Raw genomic sequence first — 19,608 nt, forward strand, 5'->3', positions numbered from 1 at the left:
TAATAGAGATTCATTCTTTTTATGGAGATCCGGAAAGGGGAAGAAAAGATTAGAGCCTTTAAAAAAGAAGTAAGATATTGGGATATGATCCCGTTTAATAAACCGTCCATTTATAGTATGCTTTAAGACAAATTGATTAAATCTGCGAATGATTTGAAAGGATGGCGTTTTATGGCAGAATCAAAAGTTTGGTTTATTACAGGGTGTTCTACTGGATTTGGGCGTGAAATTGCTAAAAAAGTTATTTTAGAAGGCTATAAAGTCGTGGTTACTGCTAGGAACATGGCTCAAATAGAAAATTTGAGTCCGGATAATGAAAATGTGTTGGTACTTAAATTAGATGTGACAGATAAAAATCAAGTTAGAGAAGCAGTCAATCAAACGATCGTTAAATTTGGTCGTATAGATGTACTAGTAAACAATGCGGGAATTGGTTATTTCAGCTCTGTCGAAGAAAGCATCGAAGAAGAAACTAGAAAGATGTTTGAGATAAATTTCTGGGGATTGATGAATGTTACAAATGAGGTCTTGCCTCATTTTAGAAGTCAAAAATCTGGGCACATTATTAATCTCTCATCTATTAGTGGCTTAGCATCTTCCCCAGCAGTGGGGTACTATAACGCAACTAAATATGCGGTCGAAGGGATTTCAGAGAGTCTTGCAGAAGAAGTTGCTGTTGCAGGGATAAAAGTAACCCTTATTGAACCGAGTTCATTTCGTACAGATTGGGCTGGACGTTCAGCAAATCGTACCCAGACTACAATTTCAGAGTATAAGGGAACAGTTGGAAAAAGAATAGATCAACCAAGTGGTCAAGAAGCAGGGGATCCAAAAAAACTAGCTGATTCTGTCCTTGCTGTGGCTGAATCTGAAAAACCGCCTTTACGTTTATTACTTGGCGGGGATGCTTACGAAATAGCTACTAAGAAATTTACCACATTGTTAAATGAAATAGAAGATTGGAAGGAAACCACCATCAGTGCTGATTTTAAAGAATAACCTAAAGGTAGTGGATGTTGACATTGCAAATTAAACAAGTTAATGAGTCAATCTTTTGGGATAGTCGGTCAGATGGAAGTTCGATTACCAGCCTATTGTTGAGTTGATTAGATTTTCAAAGATAGAGAAAAACCTCCCACAATTTCATTGGACTTTTGGGAGGTTTTCTTGAAAATGATTATGGAATAAACGATGATCTTTTATTTTGCTTCTAGTAGTACAGTCGTATAGGCTGGAACTTTAAGGGTGGTTCGAGCTTTCTTTGTACCCTTTTCACTGGAAAATACTACTTTATCCTTTTTGCTCACTGAGATTTCAGCCTTTTGGGACGAAATATTGTGGTATACTTTCACTGATTTCCCTTGGTAATTTCGTGAATAAGCAATTACCTGTGAGGTAGCGATATTCAACGGCTCAAGGTTTCCTTTTTCTAATTCTACATGATCCTGCCGTACTCTAATGAGCTCACGATAATGATTAAGTAAGGAGTTTTTATTTTTATCCTGTGCTTCTACAGATTGCCCGTCTCCTCCTGTATTATAAATCGGTTTTTCCCAACTTGTTTGTCCAGGACCATCTCCTTCATACCACCGGAATGGTTCACGAATAAGTTCATCAGGTTTCTCGCCAGTCATCCCGATTTCTTCTCCATAGTAGATGAAAGGATTGCCTGGAAGAGTTAAAAGGATTGACGCAGCAGTTTTTGCTTTATTCGCGTTTCCATTCAATTCACTCATGACGCGATTTTGGTCATGATTCGTTAAGAAAGTAGCATCAATTTTGTCGGGATTATACTCCCGGTATAACTCCTCTGTTGATACTGCGGCATCCACAACACCAAGATCTTCCCCGCCCTGAACAGAGTTTACAATGGTTTGTGCTAAATCAAAATTAAATGTAGAATCTAAGGATTGATAATAAGGTGCTACGACTTCAGGTTCGTCCCATACTTCTCCGACTAAATAAGCATTTGGGTTTGTTTCTTTCATGGAATTCCGAAATTCATTCCACCATTCTATATTTTTCCTTGCTCCTTCCTCCGTTTCACCTTCAAAAATATGCATAGCTGCATCTAAACGGAAACCATCAGCGCCTTGATTGAGCCAAAATCTACCAATATCCTTTATTTCCTCACGAACTTCTGGGTTATCGAAATTTAAATCCGGCATTCCATGCCAGAAAGTTCCGTAAAAATACCCTTCACCATTTGGGTTTTTATGCCATACTTGCTGACCCCAAGGTCCCTTTTCGTCGAGATTGGTGTCCTCATTCGCCCAGACATAATAATTCCGATATTTACTGTTTTTATCTGAACTGGCTTGTTTAAACCAGGGATGCTCACTGCTGGTGTGGTTTATAACTAAATCCATGATCACTTTCGTTCCGAGTTTCTCAGCTTCTTTTGCAAGTTTGTGAAAATCTTGGAGGGTTCCATATTCAGGAGCAATGCTATAGTAATCTGTTACATCATATTTATGGTAGCTTGGGGAAGGGTTGATCGGCATCAACCACATGCCATCAACCTGCAAGTCTTTCTTGGTATGGGGGTTGCCATCATTCAAATAATTCAACTTTTTGGTAATCCCGTTTAAATCCCCATGTCCATCCTCATTTGAATCATAAAAAGAATTTACATAAATTTCGTAAAAGACTCCGTTTAAGTTATCTTTTGATACACTTTGTTTGGGCTCCGCTTGGACAACTGAAGAAAGGCTTGCTGCCATTACAAAGGAGGCAGCTGTAGCTGACCATTTCTTTTTGCTCATATTATCAAATCCTTTTTTTGAAAATGTGCAATCGGTTGCGCAACCTAATTACAAATGTATTATATCTTTTAGTGTAAACGATATCAAGTAATACTCAGAAAATTGATTCTATTATATTTTTGAAAGGGTGTATATTCATTATTGAGGTATAACTATGTTTGGGAATTATTTATCTATCGCATTTAGTTTTCACTATTATGCTATTCAATCCATGATGAATGCCAGGTCACAGTTAAAGTGAAGAATAAAAGTAAAGTAGTGAGAGGTAAAATGATCCACCTGATGGTGGATGGTGTGTAAGCAGCTGAAGAAAGAGATCTGACATGACTTCACCATACCAAAGAAGAGACTCTCTTAGAAGCTAAAGGATAAATAACACGTAAGAAACAAAGAGTATTTCAAACAAATTTTTATTTAGTAAAACAAATTTTTTGTTGACAAAATGATCTAATTCGTCTTAAAGTTTATACTATACAAAATTTTCAAAAAACAAAAGGTGGGTGACAACTTGGGACATATTCATGAGGAGCTAGACTTTTTAAAATCATTTATAAAGGGGATAGCTAATCATTTTGGAGAAAATTGTGAAACCGTTTTATTAGATGTATCCAATCCAGAGAAATATGGGAGTGGACTGATAGTTGCAATTGAAAACGGGCATATAACTGGTCGTAAAGTTGGAGATACCGGCACTAATTTGGGGTTAGAAATATTAAGAGGAACGGATAGTGAAGGAGACAAACATAATTACTTGACACAAACCAAAGATGGGAAAATGCTGAGGTCGACGACTATGTATATTCGTAATTCAAAAAATATACCTATTGGTTGTGTTTGTATTAATTTAGATATAACAGACCTAGTAATGGCTGAAAACACTCTAAGACAATTCACAAAGATAGATGATATCAATACTGAGGTTAAAGAAGTTTTCGTGAATAATGTAAATGATGTATTAGATGTGTTAATTCAAGAAGCACAAGAACATGTTGGTAAACCTGTTGCTCATATGACTAAAGAGGAAAAAATGAAAGGGATCCAATACTTGGATGAAAAAGGAGCTTTTTTGATAAAAAAAGCAGGAGATACGATTTGTACCTATTTTGGGATTTCAAAGTATACATTATATAACTATCTTGAAAAATCCAGAGGTGGAGTAACTAAATAGAAACCATCGCTTTTAGTCTTTCTAGGAATTTTACACAATCTATTTAAATGGTTTCTAAATTTCTTTCCCCCTTAAACTTACAGCATGAATAAATATATAACCCCCTGAATGATTTTGCCACCAAGATAATATTTTTTGTGTGTAGTATTACTATAAGAAAAATATTAAAGGAGAGGTATAATAAATGGGCGAAGCACAGTTAATTTATTTCTTAGTGTTTCTTGGTTTTCTTCTTGCTATGATAGCTGTTGGAATTATTGTGAGTAGAAATGTTAATAGTGGTGAGGACTTCCTGATGGGCGGCCGCGGCTTGACTACACCATTATTAATTGGAACTACTCTAGCTACATTAGTAGGGACTGGATCAAGTATGGGAGCTGTAGGTTATGGGTTTGCTAATGGATGGGCGGGAGCTCTTTATGGTATAGGTGGATCTATTGGAATGTTTCTCTTACTAGTATTGTTTGCAGATGTAAGAAAATATAACTTTATGACCTTCTCTGAAGAATTAAGCTTTTATTATGGGGCAAATAAATTTGTCAAAGGCTTAACTTCTATTATTCTATATATGGCATGTATTGGTTGGCTAGGAGCTCATATTATTGGCGGGAGCTTATACTTAAGTTGGATTACAGGTCTTGATCCAATTTTATCTAAAGTGATAGTTGCCGTGGGTTTCGGTTTATACACGCTTATTGGAGGTTATTTAGCTGTTGTTTACACAGATGTGATCCAAGGGGCAATTTTATTTTTAGGATTTATTCTATTGACTGCGCTCTCGATTATAAAAATCGGAGGTTTTGGCGAATTAAATACAAATGTTACTCCGGGGATGAGCTCCTTCTTAGGAATGGGGCAAATAGGAGTTATTCCTGCCATATCCTTAGCGATAGTTATTGCAGTTGGAGTACTGGCTACCCCATCCTATCGTCATCGAATTTATTCTAGCAAAAATGAAGGAACTATAAGAAAAGGATTTTTAATTACAGGTATACTTTTTGCATTATTTTCTTTGTTCCCTGCCATTGTAGGGATGTCTGCAAGTCTCCTTAACCCTGAACTGGAATCAGGTTATGCATTTCCTTATTTAGCTACAGAAGTATTTCCTCTCTGGATTGGAGCTGTTGTTCTTATCGCAGGACTTAGCGCCACCATGTCATCTGGAAGTTCTGACTTCATTGCTGCAGTAACCATTCTCCTTAGAGATGTGTTTGAAGTTTTTACAGGAAGACTTCCGAAAAAAGAAAGCATGGTTTTCTCATCAAGAATCTCACTCGTGTTAACTCTACTACTAGCATTATTTTTCACACTATTTACGAACAATATAATAACGTATATCTCCAACTTTGTTTCTACTGTCATGTCAGGTTTATTCGTAGCGGCTCTTTTAGGGAAGTTTTGGGACAGGGCGAATTGGCAAGGTGGTATAGCAAGCTTGATTGGCGGATCTGCAACTTCATTTATTATTTTAAACAATGAAGGGATGATGGCTTTTTGGGGAAACCCTATCATCCCTTCAGTTATAGTTGCATGGCTAGCAAATATCCTTGTTAGTTTATTAACTCCAGCTCAGAAAATATCCAAAGAAGATGCGCTTCGCTTACTAGAAGAAGAAAGAACCAGGGTGGACGAGGGGACGATTATTCCAGATAAAAAACATGTTCAATAGAAGGAGGAAAATATATGGATCAAACACCTTATATAGTAATAGATGAAAAAATTTTAGTTAAAAATATCAGAAAAATGTCAAGATTGGCAATAATGAACAAGGTTAATTTAAGGCCACATATTAAAACACATAAGATACCTCATATCGCTAAATTACAGTTGGCAGAAGGAGCGGTAGGGATTACCGTAGCAAAAATATCAGAGGCTAAGGTAATGGCTAGTTATGGTATTAATGATATTTTTATCGCTTATCCAATAGTCAGTGGGGCAAAAGCGAGAGAAATTTGTGTCTTAAATAAGAAGATTTCTAAATTAATAGTTGGTGTAGATAGTATCGATGGTGCCAGAGTACTGAATGAATATGCTAATAAATACAATCAGACCATAAAAGTCCGCCTAGAAATTGATACGGGTTTGGAACGGACTGGGGTGGGTTTCCAAGAAGCTTTAGTTTTGGCAAAAACAATAAATCAACTAGAATTTCTTTCGTTAGAAGGGATATTTACTTTTAAAGGTCCTGTCTATAAAGGGAAAGCAACAAAAGATGTCCAAAAGGCTGGTAGAGAAGAAGGAGAGCTTATGGTAGAAGTAGCTACTAAGTTAAGGAATGCTGGAATAAGGGTGGAGGACATCAGTGTAGGTTCTACTCCAACCGCATCCTCGGCTGCCACCGTGGATGGTATTACAGAAATTCGCCCAGGAACATATGTATTTAATGATGCCATGCAAGTTAATTTAGGAGTTAGTGAATGGGGAGACTGTGCGGCAAAGGTGGTTAGTACGGTAGTAAGTCGACCATCTGATAAACGTGCTGTGATTGATGGGGGCAGCAAAACATTTGCAACAGATGTGCAACCGAATTGTGCTCCGCTTTATTTGCTGGGGTTTGGTTCTATACAACAATATCCTAAAGCTCAATTTGCTCGAATGAATGAAGAACATGGAGTAATAATGACCAATGGTTCTACTCTTAAAATAGGGGAAAAGCTTAGTATTATTCCAAACCACATTTGTAGCACTATTAATCTTCATAACTATGTCTATTTGAAGAGGGGAGAAAATGATTACGAAAAACTTACAGTAGAAGCAAGAGGCATGGTCCAGTGAGGAGGTATTGTGATGCTAGATACGGTAATTAAGAATGGGAAGGTCGTAGATGGAACAGGAAATCCTTGGTTTTATGGGAACGTTGGGATTAAGGAGGGGCGAATTGTAGCTGTTGGGCCTAACATTTCAGATGATGCAAAAGAAACGATTGATATTAAAGGAAAAATTGTGTCTCCAGGGTTTATTGACGGACATTGCCATTCTGATCTTATGATTCTTGATTTTCCGGAAAGTGAAATTAAACTTCAACAAGGGGTTACGACAGAAGTTGTGGGAAATTGTGGTCTCGCTCCTGTACCCGTTAATCCTTTACACAAAGTAGCACTTCAAACTTATGTAGAACCAGTTTTGGGGAAAGCCAACAAAGATTGGAAATGGGAAACGATAAGTGAGTACTTTAATGAGCTTGATAAAAGTCTTATTTCAGAAAATGTTGCTTCTTACGTTGCTCATGGTTCACTACGTATTGCTGTAATGGGATTTGATAATAGACCACCAACGAAAGAAGAAATGGAAGAGATGAAGTACATCTTAGAAGAAGGAATGAAGGCTGGGGCCATTGGGCTTTCTATTGGACTTTTATATTCTCCAGGAAGCTATTCAACGAAAGAAGAGCTTGCAGAATTATGTCAAGTTGTAGCCAAATATAATGGAGTATTCTCGACGCATATCAGAGGAGAAGGCAATAATCTAATCCCTTCCATTAAAGAGGTTATATGGATAGCTAATAAAGCAAATGTTCCTCTTCATATTAGTCACTTAAAAGCAGCTGGTAAACGAAACTGGGGAAAAGTGATAGAGGCTATGGAAATAATAGAAAATGCTCGAAGTAACGGAATGGATGTAACTTGTGATGTTTATCCTTATTCAGCTGGATCTACGATGCTTACTACCCTACTACCTCCATGGTCTTTAGAGGGGGGGATTTCTTCCGTATTGTCTAAATTAAAAGACCCTATAGAGAGAAATAGAATTAAGCAGGAACTAATTCATGAACAAGAGGGTTGGGACAACCTCGTAGCATCAACTGGATGGGATAGTGTTATTGTATCTTCAGTAAACTCAATTAACTTAAAGAAGTATGAAGGGAAATCAATCCTTGAAATTAGTCAGGGAAATGGAAAATCTCCCGTTGACCAAGCTTTTGATTTATTAACTGAGGCGAATGGAAACATTGGAATAGTTTTTTTCCATATGGATGAAAAAGATATTCAGCAAGTTATGCATTATCCTAACTCTTTAATAGCTTCAGATAGTTTAACCTGTTATTCAGGTAAACCTCATCCAAGACTTTATGGGACTTTCCCAAGGGTGTTTTCAAAATATGTGAAACAAGATAAAGTTCTCTCCATTGAAGAAGCGATTAGGAAAATGACATCATTTCCAGCTAAAAGGTTCGGGCTAGGGAGACGAGGATTATTAACGGAGGGGTATGCTGCCGATCTAGTCGTATTTGATTTTGAAGAAATAACTGACAAAGCTACCTATGAATTTCCCGAAGTTTATCCAGAAGGAATAGAATATGTTTTTGTGAATGGAAAACTTACCACAAAAGCGAAGAATCATACTTCTCAAAAGTGTGGGTGTTTTATTAAACAATCAAGTTCCACTATTCCTGTGAGGTGAAAAAAATGATCAATGTAGAAGAAAAAATTAAAGAATTAGGTATTGTTATTCCTGAAGCCCCCAAACCAGGTGCTGTTTATGTGCCTGCTAAAACTGTAGGGAAATTAGTTTATACATCTGGGCAGGATTGCAGAGTAAATGGCAAACTTCTCTATGAAGGGAAACTTGGCAGCGACCTTACAGTAAAACAAGGTTATGAGGCAGCTCAACAGACCATGATTAACTGTTTAGCAGTACTAAAAGCAGAGATAGGAAATTTAAGTAGAATAAAACAAGTAATAAAGCTTCTTGCTTTCGTAAACTCAGCTCCCGGGTTTGTAGAACAACCTTATGTAATCAATGGAGCGTCTGAATTGTTAGAAGATATTCTTGGTGATAAAGGTAAGCATGCGCGATCAGCTATTGCTTCAAATGAACTGCCATTTAATACACCAGTTGAGATTGAAATGATCGTGGAAATTGAATGATCGTTTTTAAGAAGGGAAATAGCTATTCAAGAAATCAATTATTGAATGACAGGATTTTGACTGGATTTACTGATAATCTTTTTACCCCTATACTAATACAGTAAAGTAGGACAACCAATAATATAGGGGTTTTACATCTTATCTTCTAGTTTTTATTTAATACAGAGAATGAACGGCATGGTGTGATAACATCTAAAAGCTTTTCAGGACCAGGGCTGATTGGATTTTAAAATTAAATATATAATTAAGAAGCCCTTCAAAAGTTCTATGGACTTTTGAAGGGCTTCTTTTTATCTGGAGGAGATTCTTAGATTTAAAAATGATCTAAGAATGGTTAACTAAATCTTTATTCTTTTCATAAAGGACTTTTTGCTTTTTTTGTGCGACTGTTTGTGTACGATGAATAACTCTCGAATTATAAAAGGCTCCCCATTCTTGATTATCATTTCTACACTCCAAAACTCTAAGTTATATACAAATGATTATCCATTATTATTCGGGAATTTGAAACCGTTGTTTAGGGATTATAGCCCGTTACTCACCCAAGCGAGTTATTTTTAAGTACTAGTTCTGCTGGAATTATGGGGCCCTGTCATGAGCTATAATCTGGCCGTTGGGATATCTGGGCATCCAGGACTTTTAACGTGTTCCTATACTGCATTAAGCAATGTAAACGCCAGAATAAAGTAGTGTCCTGGAAAGAAGATATGGGAAACGGTGTCAACGGTATCTTCTTCGATAGCCAAATTGCCTGTTCACCTGACTGTATCAACTTCTTCGGGAATAACATTCCTACATTATACTCGCCCGTATCTGTGATCATACCTTCATCGTTTTCATCGTTAGGGTATTCACATAAGTAGGATGTACATGTAATGATAGTGAAGATAACACTTCGCCCCTTATACCTATCATCAATTTCTCTTATCTATTGGAGACTTTTGGATTACAGTCATGGCGTTTGATCACTTTTCAGCAAGTGTTGTAATTTAGCCATGAATAAAAAAAGACGATGAATGAAAAGATAGGATGGGCGTGACTATACTCCACCAAGGAACTATTCCGAAAAGTAACTAAAGATCACGATAATTCTGACAATAAAGGAGGGTACAGGATGTCATTAGAAAAAGAAGAACGAATTATTATCCCTGACGAGAATGGAGAAGAACACTTATTTGAAGTATTGTTCACATTTGATTTAGGTCAAACAGAAGAAACCTATGTTTCAGTAGTCCCTGCCGAACAAAAAGAAGACGAGGACGTAGAAGTATTCACTTTCCGTTATGAGGAAAAAGTGAATGATGAGGATGATCTTGCCATATACCATATCGAATCCGATGAAGAGTGGGAATTGGTCGATGAAAAGCTGAACACTCTAACAAAAGAGAACTCTATTTAAGGATAAAAAGCTTACGGTTTCTAATCCGTAAGCTTTTTTTATCTTTCCAATCACAAGTACTAATTCCTTTATTGAAATTATGTTTTTACTACTATTCCTTCCTTAAGAGAATTAGTATATTTCCCATAGGGTTCTACCAAAATAAAAAGCAGTTGGATACTCAAGGTTGGGTAACATTTTTTATGCTTTAAAAGTCGATAATAAGAAAGGATATCCTGGTACCGTTTAAACGAAGGAAGGTGATGATCAAATGAAAAAGGTAACTAGACCTGTAATCGGGATTACCAGCTCGACGGTTAACCACAATAACATTCCGAGCATTAATCTACACGAGAAGTATATTCGTTCTGTAATCCAAGCAGGGGGGATCCCTGCTGTCATTCCAACAGGGACGGAAGAAGGGATGGCGGAAGTGTGGAGCTCCATCTGTAGTGGTATTATTTTAAGTAGTGGGGAAGATGTTGATCCGAATTCATACCAAGCAGAACCCGATCCAAAGATACAAAAAACCAATGGAAAACGTGACAAATTGGAAATTGAACTAGTGAAGAATGCACAAAAACAGACCAAACCGATCTTGGCCATTTGCAGAGGTATGACCATGTTAAATGCAGCCTTAGGAGGAACGGTTATACAAGACATTGAAACGCATAAATCTAATACAATCAACCATTATCAAAAGGCGGCGAGACCTGAGCCTACGCATGAAGTTCAGATTGATAATCAGAGTCGGTTATATCAAATTTTCAATTGTTCAAAGATTCGAGTGAATAGCATGCATCACCAGGCCATTGACCAACTTGCCCCTCATCTTAAACCAGTAGCCTTCGCTCCAGATGGTGTGATTGAAGCTGTCGAGGGAGTTAACGAAACCTCACTGTTGTGGGGAATCCAATGGCATCCTGAAGAAATGGCTAGTGAAGATCCACGTATGGTGCAACTATTTAAAGAGTTTGTAGCTGAGTGTACAAATAAGATACAGTAATATATTACTGAGGGAAACACTTAAATTTGTGAGGATGGTGAGGATGTTGGAATTAGAAAAGGTGAACTATGTATGGTATGCAAGTTATGGTTCTAATTTAAATAGAGATCGATTTTTATGTTACATAAAAGGAGGTAAGCCTGAGGGCTCTGGAAAAGTGGAAGTAGGCTGTAAAGACCCAACTCTACCCATTGAGGAAGCAACCTATATCATGCATTATCCTTTATATTTTGCAATGGAATCTGGTCGTTGGCAACAACAAGGTGTGGGATTTATAGGGTTAAAACAGGATAATAAGCACCGTACTTATAGTAGAAAGTATTTAATAACTATAGAGCAATTTATGGATGTCGTTAAACAAGAAAATAACGGTGCTGCATTGGATATCGATTTACATGAAATTATGGATCAGGGGTACAAGACAATAAAAGATTCATGGTATGGAACCATTTTATACTTAGGTAATGAGGGTGGATATCCCGTCCTCACTTTTACAGCTGATTGGGATTTAGACGTTCCATTTAATCAACCGTCGAAAGAGTACCTAAGTATGATCATTCACGGTTTAAAATCGACATTAGGGCTGGAAAATAAGGAGGTCATCGATTATCTCAGCTCAAAACCAGGAATAGATGGTTATTATAGAAAGGCCGATATTGAACAGTTAATTAAATAAATAGCAGACCCATGGTTCTTCTATTATGGCCAAAAGTGGCTGGGTCCGGGGGGAGAACCTATAGTGAACCGCATATTGTATTTGGTATGTCAAAAGCTGCGAATGTATTGACTCGAAGATACCCATGTACTATGATCAGAAACATTTATTCTGGAAGTAACAATGGTAGTCCCAAGAATGCAATGTTAAATAATGATGACTTCATAGAGTAAAGAAACGAGCCATACTAACCTCTGTAAAAAATGATATATTATCTCACCCTTGATCGAGGGCGCTTTCACATACAGGAAGGCGTCCTTTCCTGTTCGTATGGCTATTTACATCAATTTACTCTCTCGCGTAAGAAGAAAGAGTGTTATTTGGTGCACATCCACATTTTCCAATTGCATCTGTTAGGTGTAACTAATAGAGGTTTCAACTTTAATGATAGGAACCCCCCTCAACTTTTCCTTACATATGGATGCAGTGCCTATTCTGGTAAAGAGGGAATACTGCTTGGAGCAACTACATTATACATATTTTAAAAAACTAAATAGTGCATGATTAAATGAACGATAACTTTTGATTGGTATTTGGTGAAAAGATTTGCTGACCAGTGCGCTTTCCATTTGCGGAACTTGCCGTTTATAAAGCTCTACATACGGCCGAGTATGGCTGAATTGACCATATAATAGAAACAATGGACAATGAAGGTTGTGCAAACGATGGGTACACCTATAGTTCATGCTTTGTTTATAAAAATCGTAAGCGCTTTGGGGATGTGCTTGTAAACATTCATCAAGAAGCATGCGTTGGTCTTCTTTCGTGACTTTATGAGACCTCGCTAAAAGTTTGCTTAAAAGCTCCCTTTTTCCGGTACGTACTAGTGCCATACCGAGTTGGTATTGCTTTTTTAAAATAAATGTACTTACTTGCGGAAATCCCCCTGAAAGCACGAGCGCCTTGACACGCTCAGGATGTGTTAGCGCAAAATCTTGAGCAATTGAACCTCCTGCTGAATAACCCACAATGGTAACTTGATCAATCCCCAGCGCATCTAGAAAAGCTGATAAATCGGCGGTAAGGCGGGAAATAGTCACCTTTTCACAACTAATTCCACTTCTGCCATGACCCTGGATATCATATGTAATTACCCGAAAATGGTCCGAAAGTTCATGCTGGTACTTGAAGACGTTATGCCCCATATGCGGCGGATGGATAAATACAACTGGAGAGTCTGTTCCCGAGGACTCGTAGTACGTCGACAACGACGAGGAAATCTTTACAATTGGCATGATATCTTTCCCTCCTATTAGAGATTAATGTGTATGAGTTCTGCCTCTCTCTTCTTTTACTCTCCCTGTTCTATGAGGTCGGGAACTAATGACGTTCCTGTTGATTCACTTAATACTTCCAGCTCTTTCATTAATAAATACGACTCAATGTTCCGGTCTGACAAAATACATTCCAAGATAAATCGAACACAAAAATACCGCCTTTCCATATTTCCTAAGGATAATATCGATATACTTAGGTTGCTCCAGATAAGAAAAACGATAAGGTAAAATATTTTCCAATCCTAATAGTCCTCTTTATTGTCATCAACTGAAATTGACGGTGGATCCAACTTTTTTGATCCTTTCGATGATAATCACTGCTTGCACCTCCTTCAAATCATAACCTTCATAGTAATCACTGGATAATCTAAATCCGTCTTTAAGAATATTGAAGATTTTGTTGTAAACATTATATATAGAAAGGAGATGATCTATCCATGAACAAACAACGGGCACAAGAAATTGCTGCTTCACCCATTATGGCTAACGTAACTTATAAAAGTAGCCCCATCTATATTCAACATGTAGATGAAAAGAACGAATCAGCTAGGGTATTTCCCCTAGATCAACCAGAGGATGAACAAGATGTTTCTTTAAACGACTTAATAGAGGAGAATCAATAGAGCTCAACTAGTGAAACAAAAACAAATGCAACAAGTGAAACAGGCAATGTGAGTCCCTTTTTTTAGGGGACTTAATTGGTCTATATCCGGTAAGGCATCGGGTTTTGATCCCGTGATCTTTGGTTCGTGTCCATCTAGACCAACCATTTAACTATTTCACTTAAAAGGGAATTAATAACCATCATTTAAGGGAGTGCGAGACGGGGATACGGCTGGAGTTGATAATTTACAAGCTTATTTCAAAAGTTTTATTCATACAAGGGATGATATGGGCCTTCTAATAAGAGTGGATATGTGGTCGTTGACGAAATTGTTGAACCCATTCGTAAATAAACACCGATAATATAGGCAATTTCGACCCTTATATTTGAGTATTTCGTTTGTCCAGGGAATGGAGGGTATTCTTTAAACTGTCCTTCAATCTTGGCTTTAGCGATTCGTAACATCGTCCTTCTACCTTCAAAAAGGTCCTTGCTAAAAGGACCTTTTTATATCCATCCATTGGTAAGTAACGTACTGAATCCCCAGATAGCGCCAGGCTAGTGCTCCTGAGCCTCTTCTTTGTATATTTCCAGAACTCCACATAGACCTTTTATGACTTCTCTCCCCCGTAGGTTAATTTTATTCAGGGATATAAGGCAAATCCAGCTCTTTAGGGATATTGATTACATGGGTATCGGTATACGCAAGAAGCCCTTCTTTGCCATATTCACGTCCTATTCCAGACTGTTTCACTCCGCCGAATGGGAATCGTACATCGAGTCCTTGAACGGCAGCGGTATTGATCATCGTCGTACCAGCCTGAATATGTTTCGCGATTTTTATCGCATGTTCTTCATTTCCCCATACCGAACTAGTCAGGCCAAAAATGCTATCGTTTGCAAGCCTGATGGCATGTTCATCATCATCAAAAGGTAAAATGGGAACGGTTGGACCAAATTGTTCTTTTACGACAATTGGATCATCCTGCTTTGCACCTAAGACGACCGTCGGCTGCATAAAGTAACCCTTCTCATATAGATCCTGATCCAGAATTTCACCTAATCGAACAATTTTGGCGCCTTTACTTTCGACGTCATCAATCAAACCTTGTACAAACTCAATTTGTTTTTCGTTATTGACAGGACCGATCGTGACGTTCTTGTTAAAAGGATCTCCTACTCTTATCCATTTGTTCGCTGCCTCTATATATTTTTCAACAAAAGGCTCATAAATAGATTTATCTACGTAAATCCTCTTTGCAATCATACAGATTTGTCCTGCTGTAAGAAAGTTAGAGATGACTAAACGTCTCATGGCTTTTTCGTCATTGACATCAAAATCATTTAAGACAAGCGCAGCATCATTTCCTCCTAACTCTAGGGTCATATGTTTAATTGTCTCTGCTGCTGCTTTCATAATATGTTTTGCCGTTTCTGTTCCACCAGTAAAAGCAATCTTTGCTACCTTGGGGTTCGACGTTAATTCTACGCCTACATCCGACTCCCCATGGATAAGGTTCAATACTCCTGGCGGGAATTCAGCTGCAATCATCTCCACTACTTTACTTACAGCAAGCGGTGCTAATGGACTCGGTTTCAAAACCATTGTATTCCCTGCTAAGAGGGCTGGCGCAATCTTTATGGTGGAAAGGGATATCGGATAATTCCAAGGGGTAATAGCAGACACAACACCGATCGCATCTTTGGAGATGATGGTTTTCCCATTATCGTGTTCCTGCACATCATTCTTCAAAACCTCTTTTACGTTATTGCACGCATATTCCATCCACATTAAGGAAACAGCAATTTCCCCTTCAGAATCATAAAGCGGCTTTCCATGCTCTCTGGATAACAATTCTGCAACCTCCGGGGTCGCCTCTTTGATTCTTTGAATCGCCTTTCTCATCCGCTCTATCCGTTCATCCATAGGTGTTTCCCGCCATGTCGAAAACGTATCATGGGCAGCATCAATGGCCTTGATCGTCTCCTCTACCGTGTTCACTGGGGCATACCCAACTATTTGATCTGGGTGTGTAGGGTTTTCACGTGGGGATTGTTTCTCTGCCTTATGCATTTCCCCATTTATAATGGCATCAATGGTAATAGGCGTGTCAGACATAAATTTCATCCTTCCTCTAATGGAACAATTTGTTTTAGTGTGGTTCTCTTGTAAGTGATTTATTCAAGTCCGGCTAGTCTAGGGGGGAAGTAAAAACCAGCCTCTCATAAAGGGAGAATTTTATGGGGGGATTTCTATTCATTATCATATAAGCTTTATCTTAACTGCAGGATATGGCAGGAAAAGAAAGGAGTTCAGCATAGAATTCATTGGAGATCTTGGATATTTGTTTTTAAAGGGTGTTCAATCTGATAGAGGGAAATGATGATAGTTGGATATTCCAGAGTCAGTTCTATCGAGTGAAATTTGGATACATCAGATCAAGGGATTAAAAGGGTATGGTCCCTAAAGTAGAGGAAGAGTTTTTCGTCAATGAAAGACTCTTTTTGCACAAAAAAAGAAATCCTTTCCAAATTATTGAATAATAACTAAATTCAGAAAATTGTATGGATTTTATAATTCTTTTACGATAAGATAACAGTATGTTTATATTGTATACAATTCAGAAATACAATGGTTCGGGTTCACCATGAGTTTTGTGAATTCCTTCTATGGACGTACGTTGACAATGTCGATGACAATTAAAACTCATATAAATATGAATTCGGATTAATTCGCTCCTGAGGTTTATAAGGCGCTCAATTCTCTTATTCCTACCGCCGTCCAAAAGGGATGAACGCGGATGACTACATAGATTTCATGATTGACCAGTTTCAGAATTTCTTAATTTCTTATTGAAAGAAGTGGCCCCGGAAAAAATAGCGGCTGTCTGATTGAAAAAAAGCACAATCTAATGAACTTCTCGTCCTAGGAACCGGCGTATATGGCAACGTTATCCGTTTCTTATTACCTATTGGCATTACGATGAAGAACTTCAGGAAGACTTTAACATTTTGAAGAATTCCATGAGATCTGTTTGGAATGAAAAAGTAGAATTTTCAGTATAAAAACAGGGGGATTTTCAGATGGAGGAAAAGAAGTTAAAGAAGGTTTTATCAAAGTTCGATCTATTATTTCTTGCCCTCGGAGCCATGCTCGGATGGGGCTGGGTTGTCCTTTCTGGTACTTGGATTACGGAGGCGGGCTCGTTCGGTGCCGTTATCGCCTTTACCATTGGCGGCTTTCTTGTGGTTTGTGTGGGCTTGAATTATGCGGAACTTTCTTCTGCAATGCCTAAAGTGGGTGGGGAACATGAATATGTTCACAGGGCTTTAGGAAAAAAGTTTTCGTTCGTCGCATCTTGGGCGATTACCCTCGGCTATGTGTCTGTAGCGACGTTTGAAGCTGTCGCTCTACCAACCGTCATAGACTACTTATTACCTGAATACCAGGCAGGTTATTTATGGACGATTGCTGGCTGGGATGTTCACTTGAATTGGGTCTTGATCGGTTCTGTAGGAGCACTGATTATAACGTTCATTAACTATATCGGGTTGAAACAGGCGGCCGTATTACAAACAATTTTCACCTTGATGATCGTTTCCGTGGGGCTCGTCTTGATTTTTGGCTCCTCCTTCCTTGGCGACCCGGGGAATCTGTCACCAGCCTTTGTCGGAGGCATGGGGGGAATTATGACGATCTTGGTCATGGTACCCTTTTTGTTTGTCGGTTTTGACGTCATTCCGCAAGTGGCTGAAGAAGCGAACTTGCCTCCCCAGAAAATTGGGGCTTTTTTGATCGTCTCTGTCGTCACTGCGGTTGTGTTTTACCTAGCGATTACTTTAGGTGTAGGATTAGGACTAAGTCCTAGACAGCTGTCCAGTGCAGAACTTGCCTCTGCGGATGCGATGGGCGCACTTTTCAATTCCGATACCTTTGCTAAAATTCTCATTCTAGGTGGAGTAGCCGGGATCATAACAAGCTGGAACTCGTTTATCATTGGAGGCAGTCGTGTCCTTTACGCAATGGCGAAATCCGGGATGGTTCCCGCCTGGTTCGGTTACTTGCACCCAAAGTATCATACACCATCGAATTCGATTCTATTTATTGGATTCCTCTCTATGTTAGCGCCGCTGCTTGGGCGTTCGGCACTTGTATGGATTGTAGATGCTGGTGGACTAGGTATTGTTGTCGCTTATTTTTTAGTTGCCCTTTCTTTTCTTATTTTAAGAAAAAAAGAGCCAAACATGGAGAGACCATTCCGTGCGGCAAAATCCCCGATCTTCGGCTGCTTGGCATTTGTATTGAGTTTAGGGTTCATCGTACTATATTTGCCAGGAATGCCGGCGGCTCTTATCTGGCCATATGAATGGGTAATGGTAGCAGGTTGGACATTGATTGGTGCTTATTTCTTTATTCAAATGAACCGCGGAACGTATGAGAGTAGAACACCTGCCACTCAAAAGAAAGCTTTATAGAAAGGTTACCTATGAAGCTATTAATGAATGGAAAGTAGACGAGAGATGAAAAAGTGATCGAGGTTACCATTCCATACAATAAGGAAGTCGGGATACTGTCCCGGATGCTGATCTTATGAAAAAGTTGAACATATGATATCTGTAACACTATCTATTTTTATGTATTTTTCGTATAATTGAATAGATGAAAAAGAAAAGCGCCATTTTATAGGGATTTCTTATAAACTGGCGCTTCTTCTAATCATGAATTTATTTGGATGCCTAACCCCCGCTGGGATGTAAGCGGGTTTTAGAAAGGAAGATATTATTGGGGATTTTTGGATTCTCTCAAGATTTAGGAATTGATTTAGGCACTGCGAACACATTAGTTTTTTTGAAAAGTAAAGGGGTTATTGTAAGAGAGCCCTCCGTGGTTGCCAAGAATGCCCAAACGGGTGATATCGAGGCGGTAGGAAACGATGCCAGAAATATGATAGGACGTACGCCGGGGTACATAAATGTCATCCGTCCTATGAAGGATGGCGTCATTGCTGATTATGATACAACAGCTCAAATGATGAAGTATTATATAAAGAAGGCGTTAAAAAATAGGTCATCTTTTGCTAGTAAACCGAATGTTATGGTCTGTGTACCTTCAGGAATCACGATGGTGGAAGAGCGTGCTGTCATTGATGCGACGAAACAGGCAGGAGCTAAAGAAGCATACCCAATTGCAGAACCTTTTGCTGCAGCTATCGGTGCAGGTCTGCCTGTATGGGAGCCGACAGGAAGCATGGTTGTTGACATTGGTGGAGGCACGACGGAAGTGGCCATTATTTCACTTGGTGGAATTGTCACAAGCCAGTCTATTCGGGTTGCAGGAGATGAAATGGATGATAATATTATCCAGCACATCCGCAAAAAGTATAATCTTATGATTGGTGAACGCACGGCTGAAGAAGTGAAAATGGAACTTGGCGGTGCAGGAGAAATCCCGGATATTGATGAAATGGAGATTCGGGGGCGTGATTTATTGAGCGGATTGCCGAAGACCATTACGATCAAAAGTAACGAAATTGTTGGTGCTATGAAGGATACAATTGATTCGATTATCGAAACGGTTAAGAACACTCTTGAAAAAACACCCCCAGAACTAGCTGCAGATATTATGGAACGCGGGATCGTCCTTACTGGGGGCGGCGCGCTGCTCAGGAACATCGATACAGTCATCAGTGAAGAAACGAATATGCCAGTATTTATCGCCGACAATCCTCTTGATTGTGTGGCAATTGGAACAGGAAAGTCGTTGGAATATATCCACCACTTCCGTTCACAACCGAATGTAGCAAGTCGAGCAAAAATGGAGTAGTCT

The 19,608-nt window shown here is 38.7% G+C and carries 16 protein-coding genes and 1 pseudogene; 13 read left to right on the forward strand and 4 right to left on the reverse strand.

The window, feature by feature from the left end:
• Positions 1-171: 171 nt before the first annotated feature.
• A complete protein-coding gene (locus BLW54_RS05465) occupies positions 172-999 on the forward strand; it encodes an oxidoreductase (RefSeq protein WP_035509396.1) in 828 nt (275 codons plus the stop codon).
• Between the two features lie 200 nt (positions 1,000-1,199).
• Here the strand turns inward: BLW54_RS05465 and BLW54_RS05470 are convergent, their stop codons facing one another.
• Positions 1,200-2,765 carry an alpha-amylase family glycosyl hydrolase gene (locus BLW54_RS05470; protein WP_035509394.1) on the reverse strand — a complete coding sequence of 522 codons (1,566 nt, stop codon included), beginning with the start codon at positions 2,763-2,765 and terminating at the stop codon, positions 1,200-1,202.
• A 508-nt stretch (positions 2,766-3,273) separates the two neighbouring features.
• Here BLW54_RS05470 and BLW54_RS05475 point away from each other — a divergent pair.
• From BLW54_RS05475 to BLW54_RS05510, 8 genes are all read left to right on the forward strand, one after another.
• Positions 3,274-3,933, forward strand: a complete 660-nt coding sequence (locus tag BLW54_RS05475; protein ID WP_035509392.1) for a helix-turn-helix transcriptional regulator — start codon at positions 3,274-3,276, stop codon at positions 3,931-3,933.
• A gap of 184 nt (positions 3,934-4,117) precedes the next feature.
• Positions 4,118-5,602, forward strand: coding sequence for a sodium:solute symporter family protein (locus BLW54_RS05480; protein WP_035509391.1), 1,485 nt, complete (start codon positions 4,118-4,120; stop codon positions 5,600-5,602).
• Between the two features lie 14 nt (positions 5,603-5,616).
• Entirely contained in the window at positions 5,617-6,708 is a 1,092-nt protein-coding gene (locus BLW54_RS05485) for an alanine racemase (RefSeq protein ID WP_035509388.1), read from the forward strand.
• A 12-nt stretch (positions 6,709-6,720) separates the two neighbouring features.
• Positions 6,721-8,334 (forward strand): N-acyl-D-amino-acid deacylase family protein, encoded by a 1,614-nt coding sequence (locus tag BLW54_RS05490; protein WP_035509387.1) that lies wholly within the window; start codon positions 6,721-6,723, stop codon positions 8,332-8,334.
• A 5-nt stretch (positions 8,335-8,339) separates the two neighbouring features.
• Entirely contained in the window at positions 8,340-8,801 is a 462-nt protein-coding gene (locus tag BLW54_RS05495; RefSeq protein WP_035509384.1) for a RidA family protein, read from the forward strand.
• Positions 8,802-9,915: 1,114 nt separating this feature from the next.
• Positions 9,916-10,200 (forward strand): DUF1292 domain-containing protein, encoded by a 285-nt coding sequence (locus BLW54_RS05500; protein WP_035509382.1) that lies wholly within the window; start codon positions 9,916-9,918, stop codon positions 10,198-10,200.
• 250 nt (positions 10,201-10,450) lie between these two features.
• Positions 10,451-11,185: a gamma-glutamyl-gamma-aminobutyrate hydrolase family protein gene (locus BLW54_RS05505; protein WP_035509380.1), complete on the forward strand. Its 735-nt coding sequence runs from the start codon at positions 10,451-10,453 to the stop codon at positions 11,183-11,185.
• A 43-nt stretch (positions 11,186-11,228) separates the two neighbouring features.
• Positions 11,229-11,861, forward strand: coding sequence for a hypothetical protein (locus BLW54_RS05510; protein WP_035509377.1), 633 nt, complete (start codon positions 11,229-11,231; stop codon positions 11,859-11,861).
• A 509-nt stretch (positions 11,862-12,370) separates the two neighbouring features.
• Here BLW54_RS05510 and BLW54_RS05515 read toward each other — a convergent pair.
• Positions 12,371-13,135: an alpha/beta fold hydrolase gene (locus BLW54_RS05515; RefSeq protein ID WP_074733413.1), complete on the reverse strand. Its 765-nt coding sequence runs from the start codon at positions 13,133-13,135 to the stop codon at positions 12,371-12,373.
• Between the two features lie 479 nt (positions 13,136-13,614).
• Between BLW54_RS05515 and BLW54_RS05520 the strand changes: the two genes are divergently transcribed.
• Complete coding sequence (locus BLW54_RS05520) at positions 13,615-13,800, forward strand: small acid-soluble spore protein H (RefSeq protein WP_035509376.1); 186 nt, start codon at positions 13,615-13,617, stop codon at positions 13,798-13,800.
• Positions 13,801-14,048: 248 nt separating this feature from the next.
• Here the strand turns inward: BLW54_RS05520 and BLW54_RS05530 are convergent, their stop codons facing one another.
• Both BLW54_RS05530 and BLW54_RS05535 read right to left on the reverse strand, forming a co-directional pair.
• Positions 14,049-14,246: a hypothetical protein gene (locus BLW54_RS05530; protein ID WP_035509375.1), complete on the reverse strand. Its 198-nt coding sequence runs from the start codon at positions 14,244-14,246 to the stop codon at positions 14,049-14,051.
• Between the two features lie 175 nt (positions 14,247-14,421).
• Positions 14,422-15,900, reverse strand: coding sequence for an aldehyde dehydrogenase family protein (locus tag BLW54_RS05535; protein WP_081866952.1), 1,479 nt, complete (start codon positions 15,898-15,900; stop codon positions 14,422-14,424).
• Positions 15,901-16,429: 529 nt separating this feature from the next.
• Between BLW54_RS05535 and BLW54_RS21380 the strand changes: the two are divergent.
• The 3 genes and pseudogenes from BLW54_RS21380 to BLW54_RS05545 form a co-directional block, all read left to right on the forward strand.
• Positions 16,430-16,632: pseudogene (locus tag BLW54_RS21380) on the forward strand (4-aminobutyrate--2-oxoglutarate transaminase); the annotation flags it as partial.
• Between the two features lie 233 nt (positions 16,633-16,865).
• Positions 16,866-18,257, forward strand: coding sequence for an APC family permease (locus BLW54_RS05540; protein ID WP_074733414.1), 1,392 nt, complete (start codon positions 16,866-16,868; stop codon positions 18,255-18,257).
• 307 nt (positions 18,258-18,564) lie between these two features.
• Entirely contained in the window at positions 18,565-19,605 is a 1,041-nt protein-coding gene (locus BLW54_RS05545; RefSeq protein WP_035509372.1) for a rod shape-determining protein, read from the forward strand.
• Positions 19,606-19,608 lie beyond the last annotated feature (3 nt).

The sequence above is a fragment of the Halobacillus karajensis genome, from assembly GCF_900108515.1.
Taxonomy (GTDB): Bacteria; Bacillota; Bacilli; order Bacillales; family Halobacillaceae; genus Halobacillus; species Halobacillus karajensis.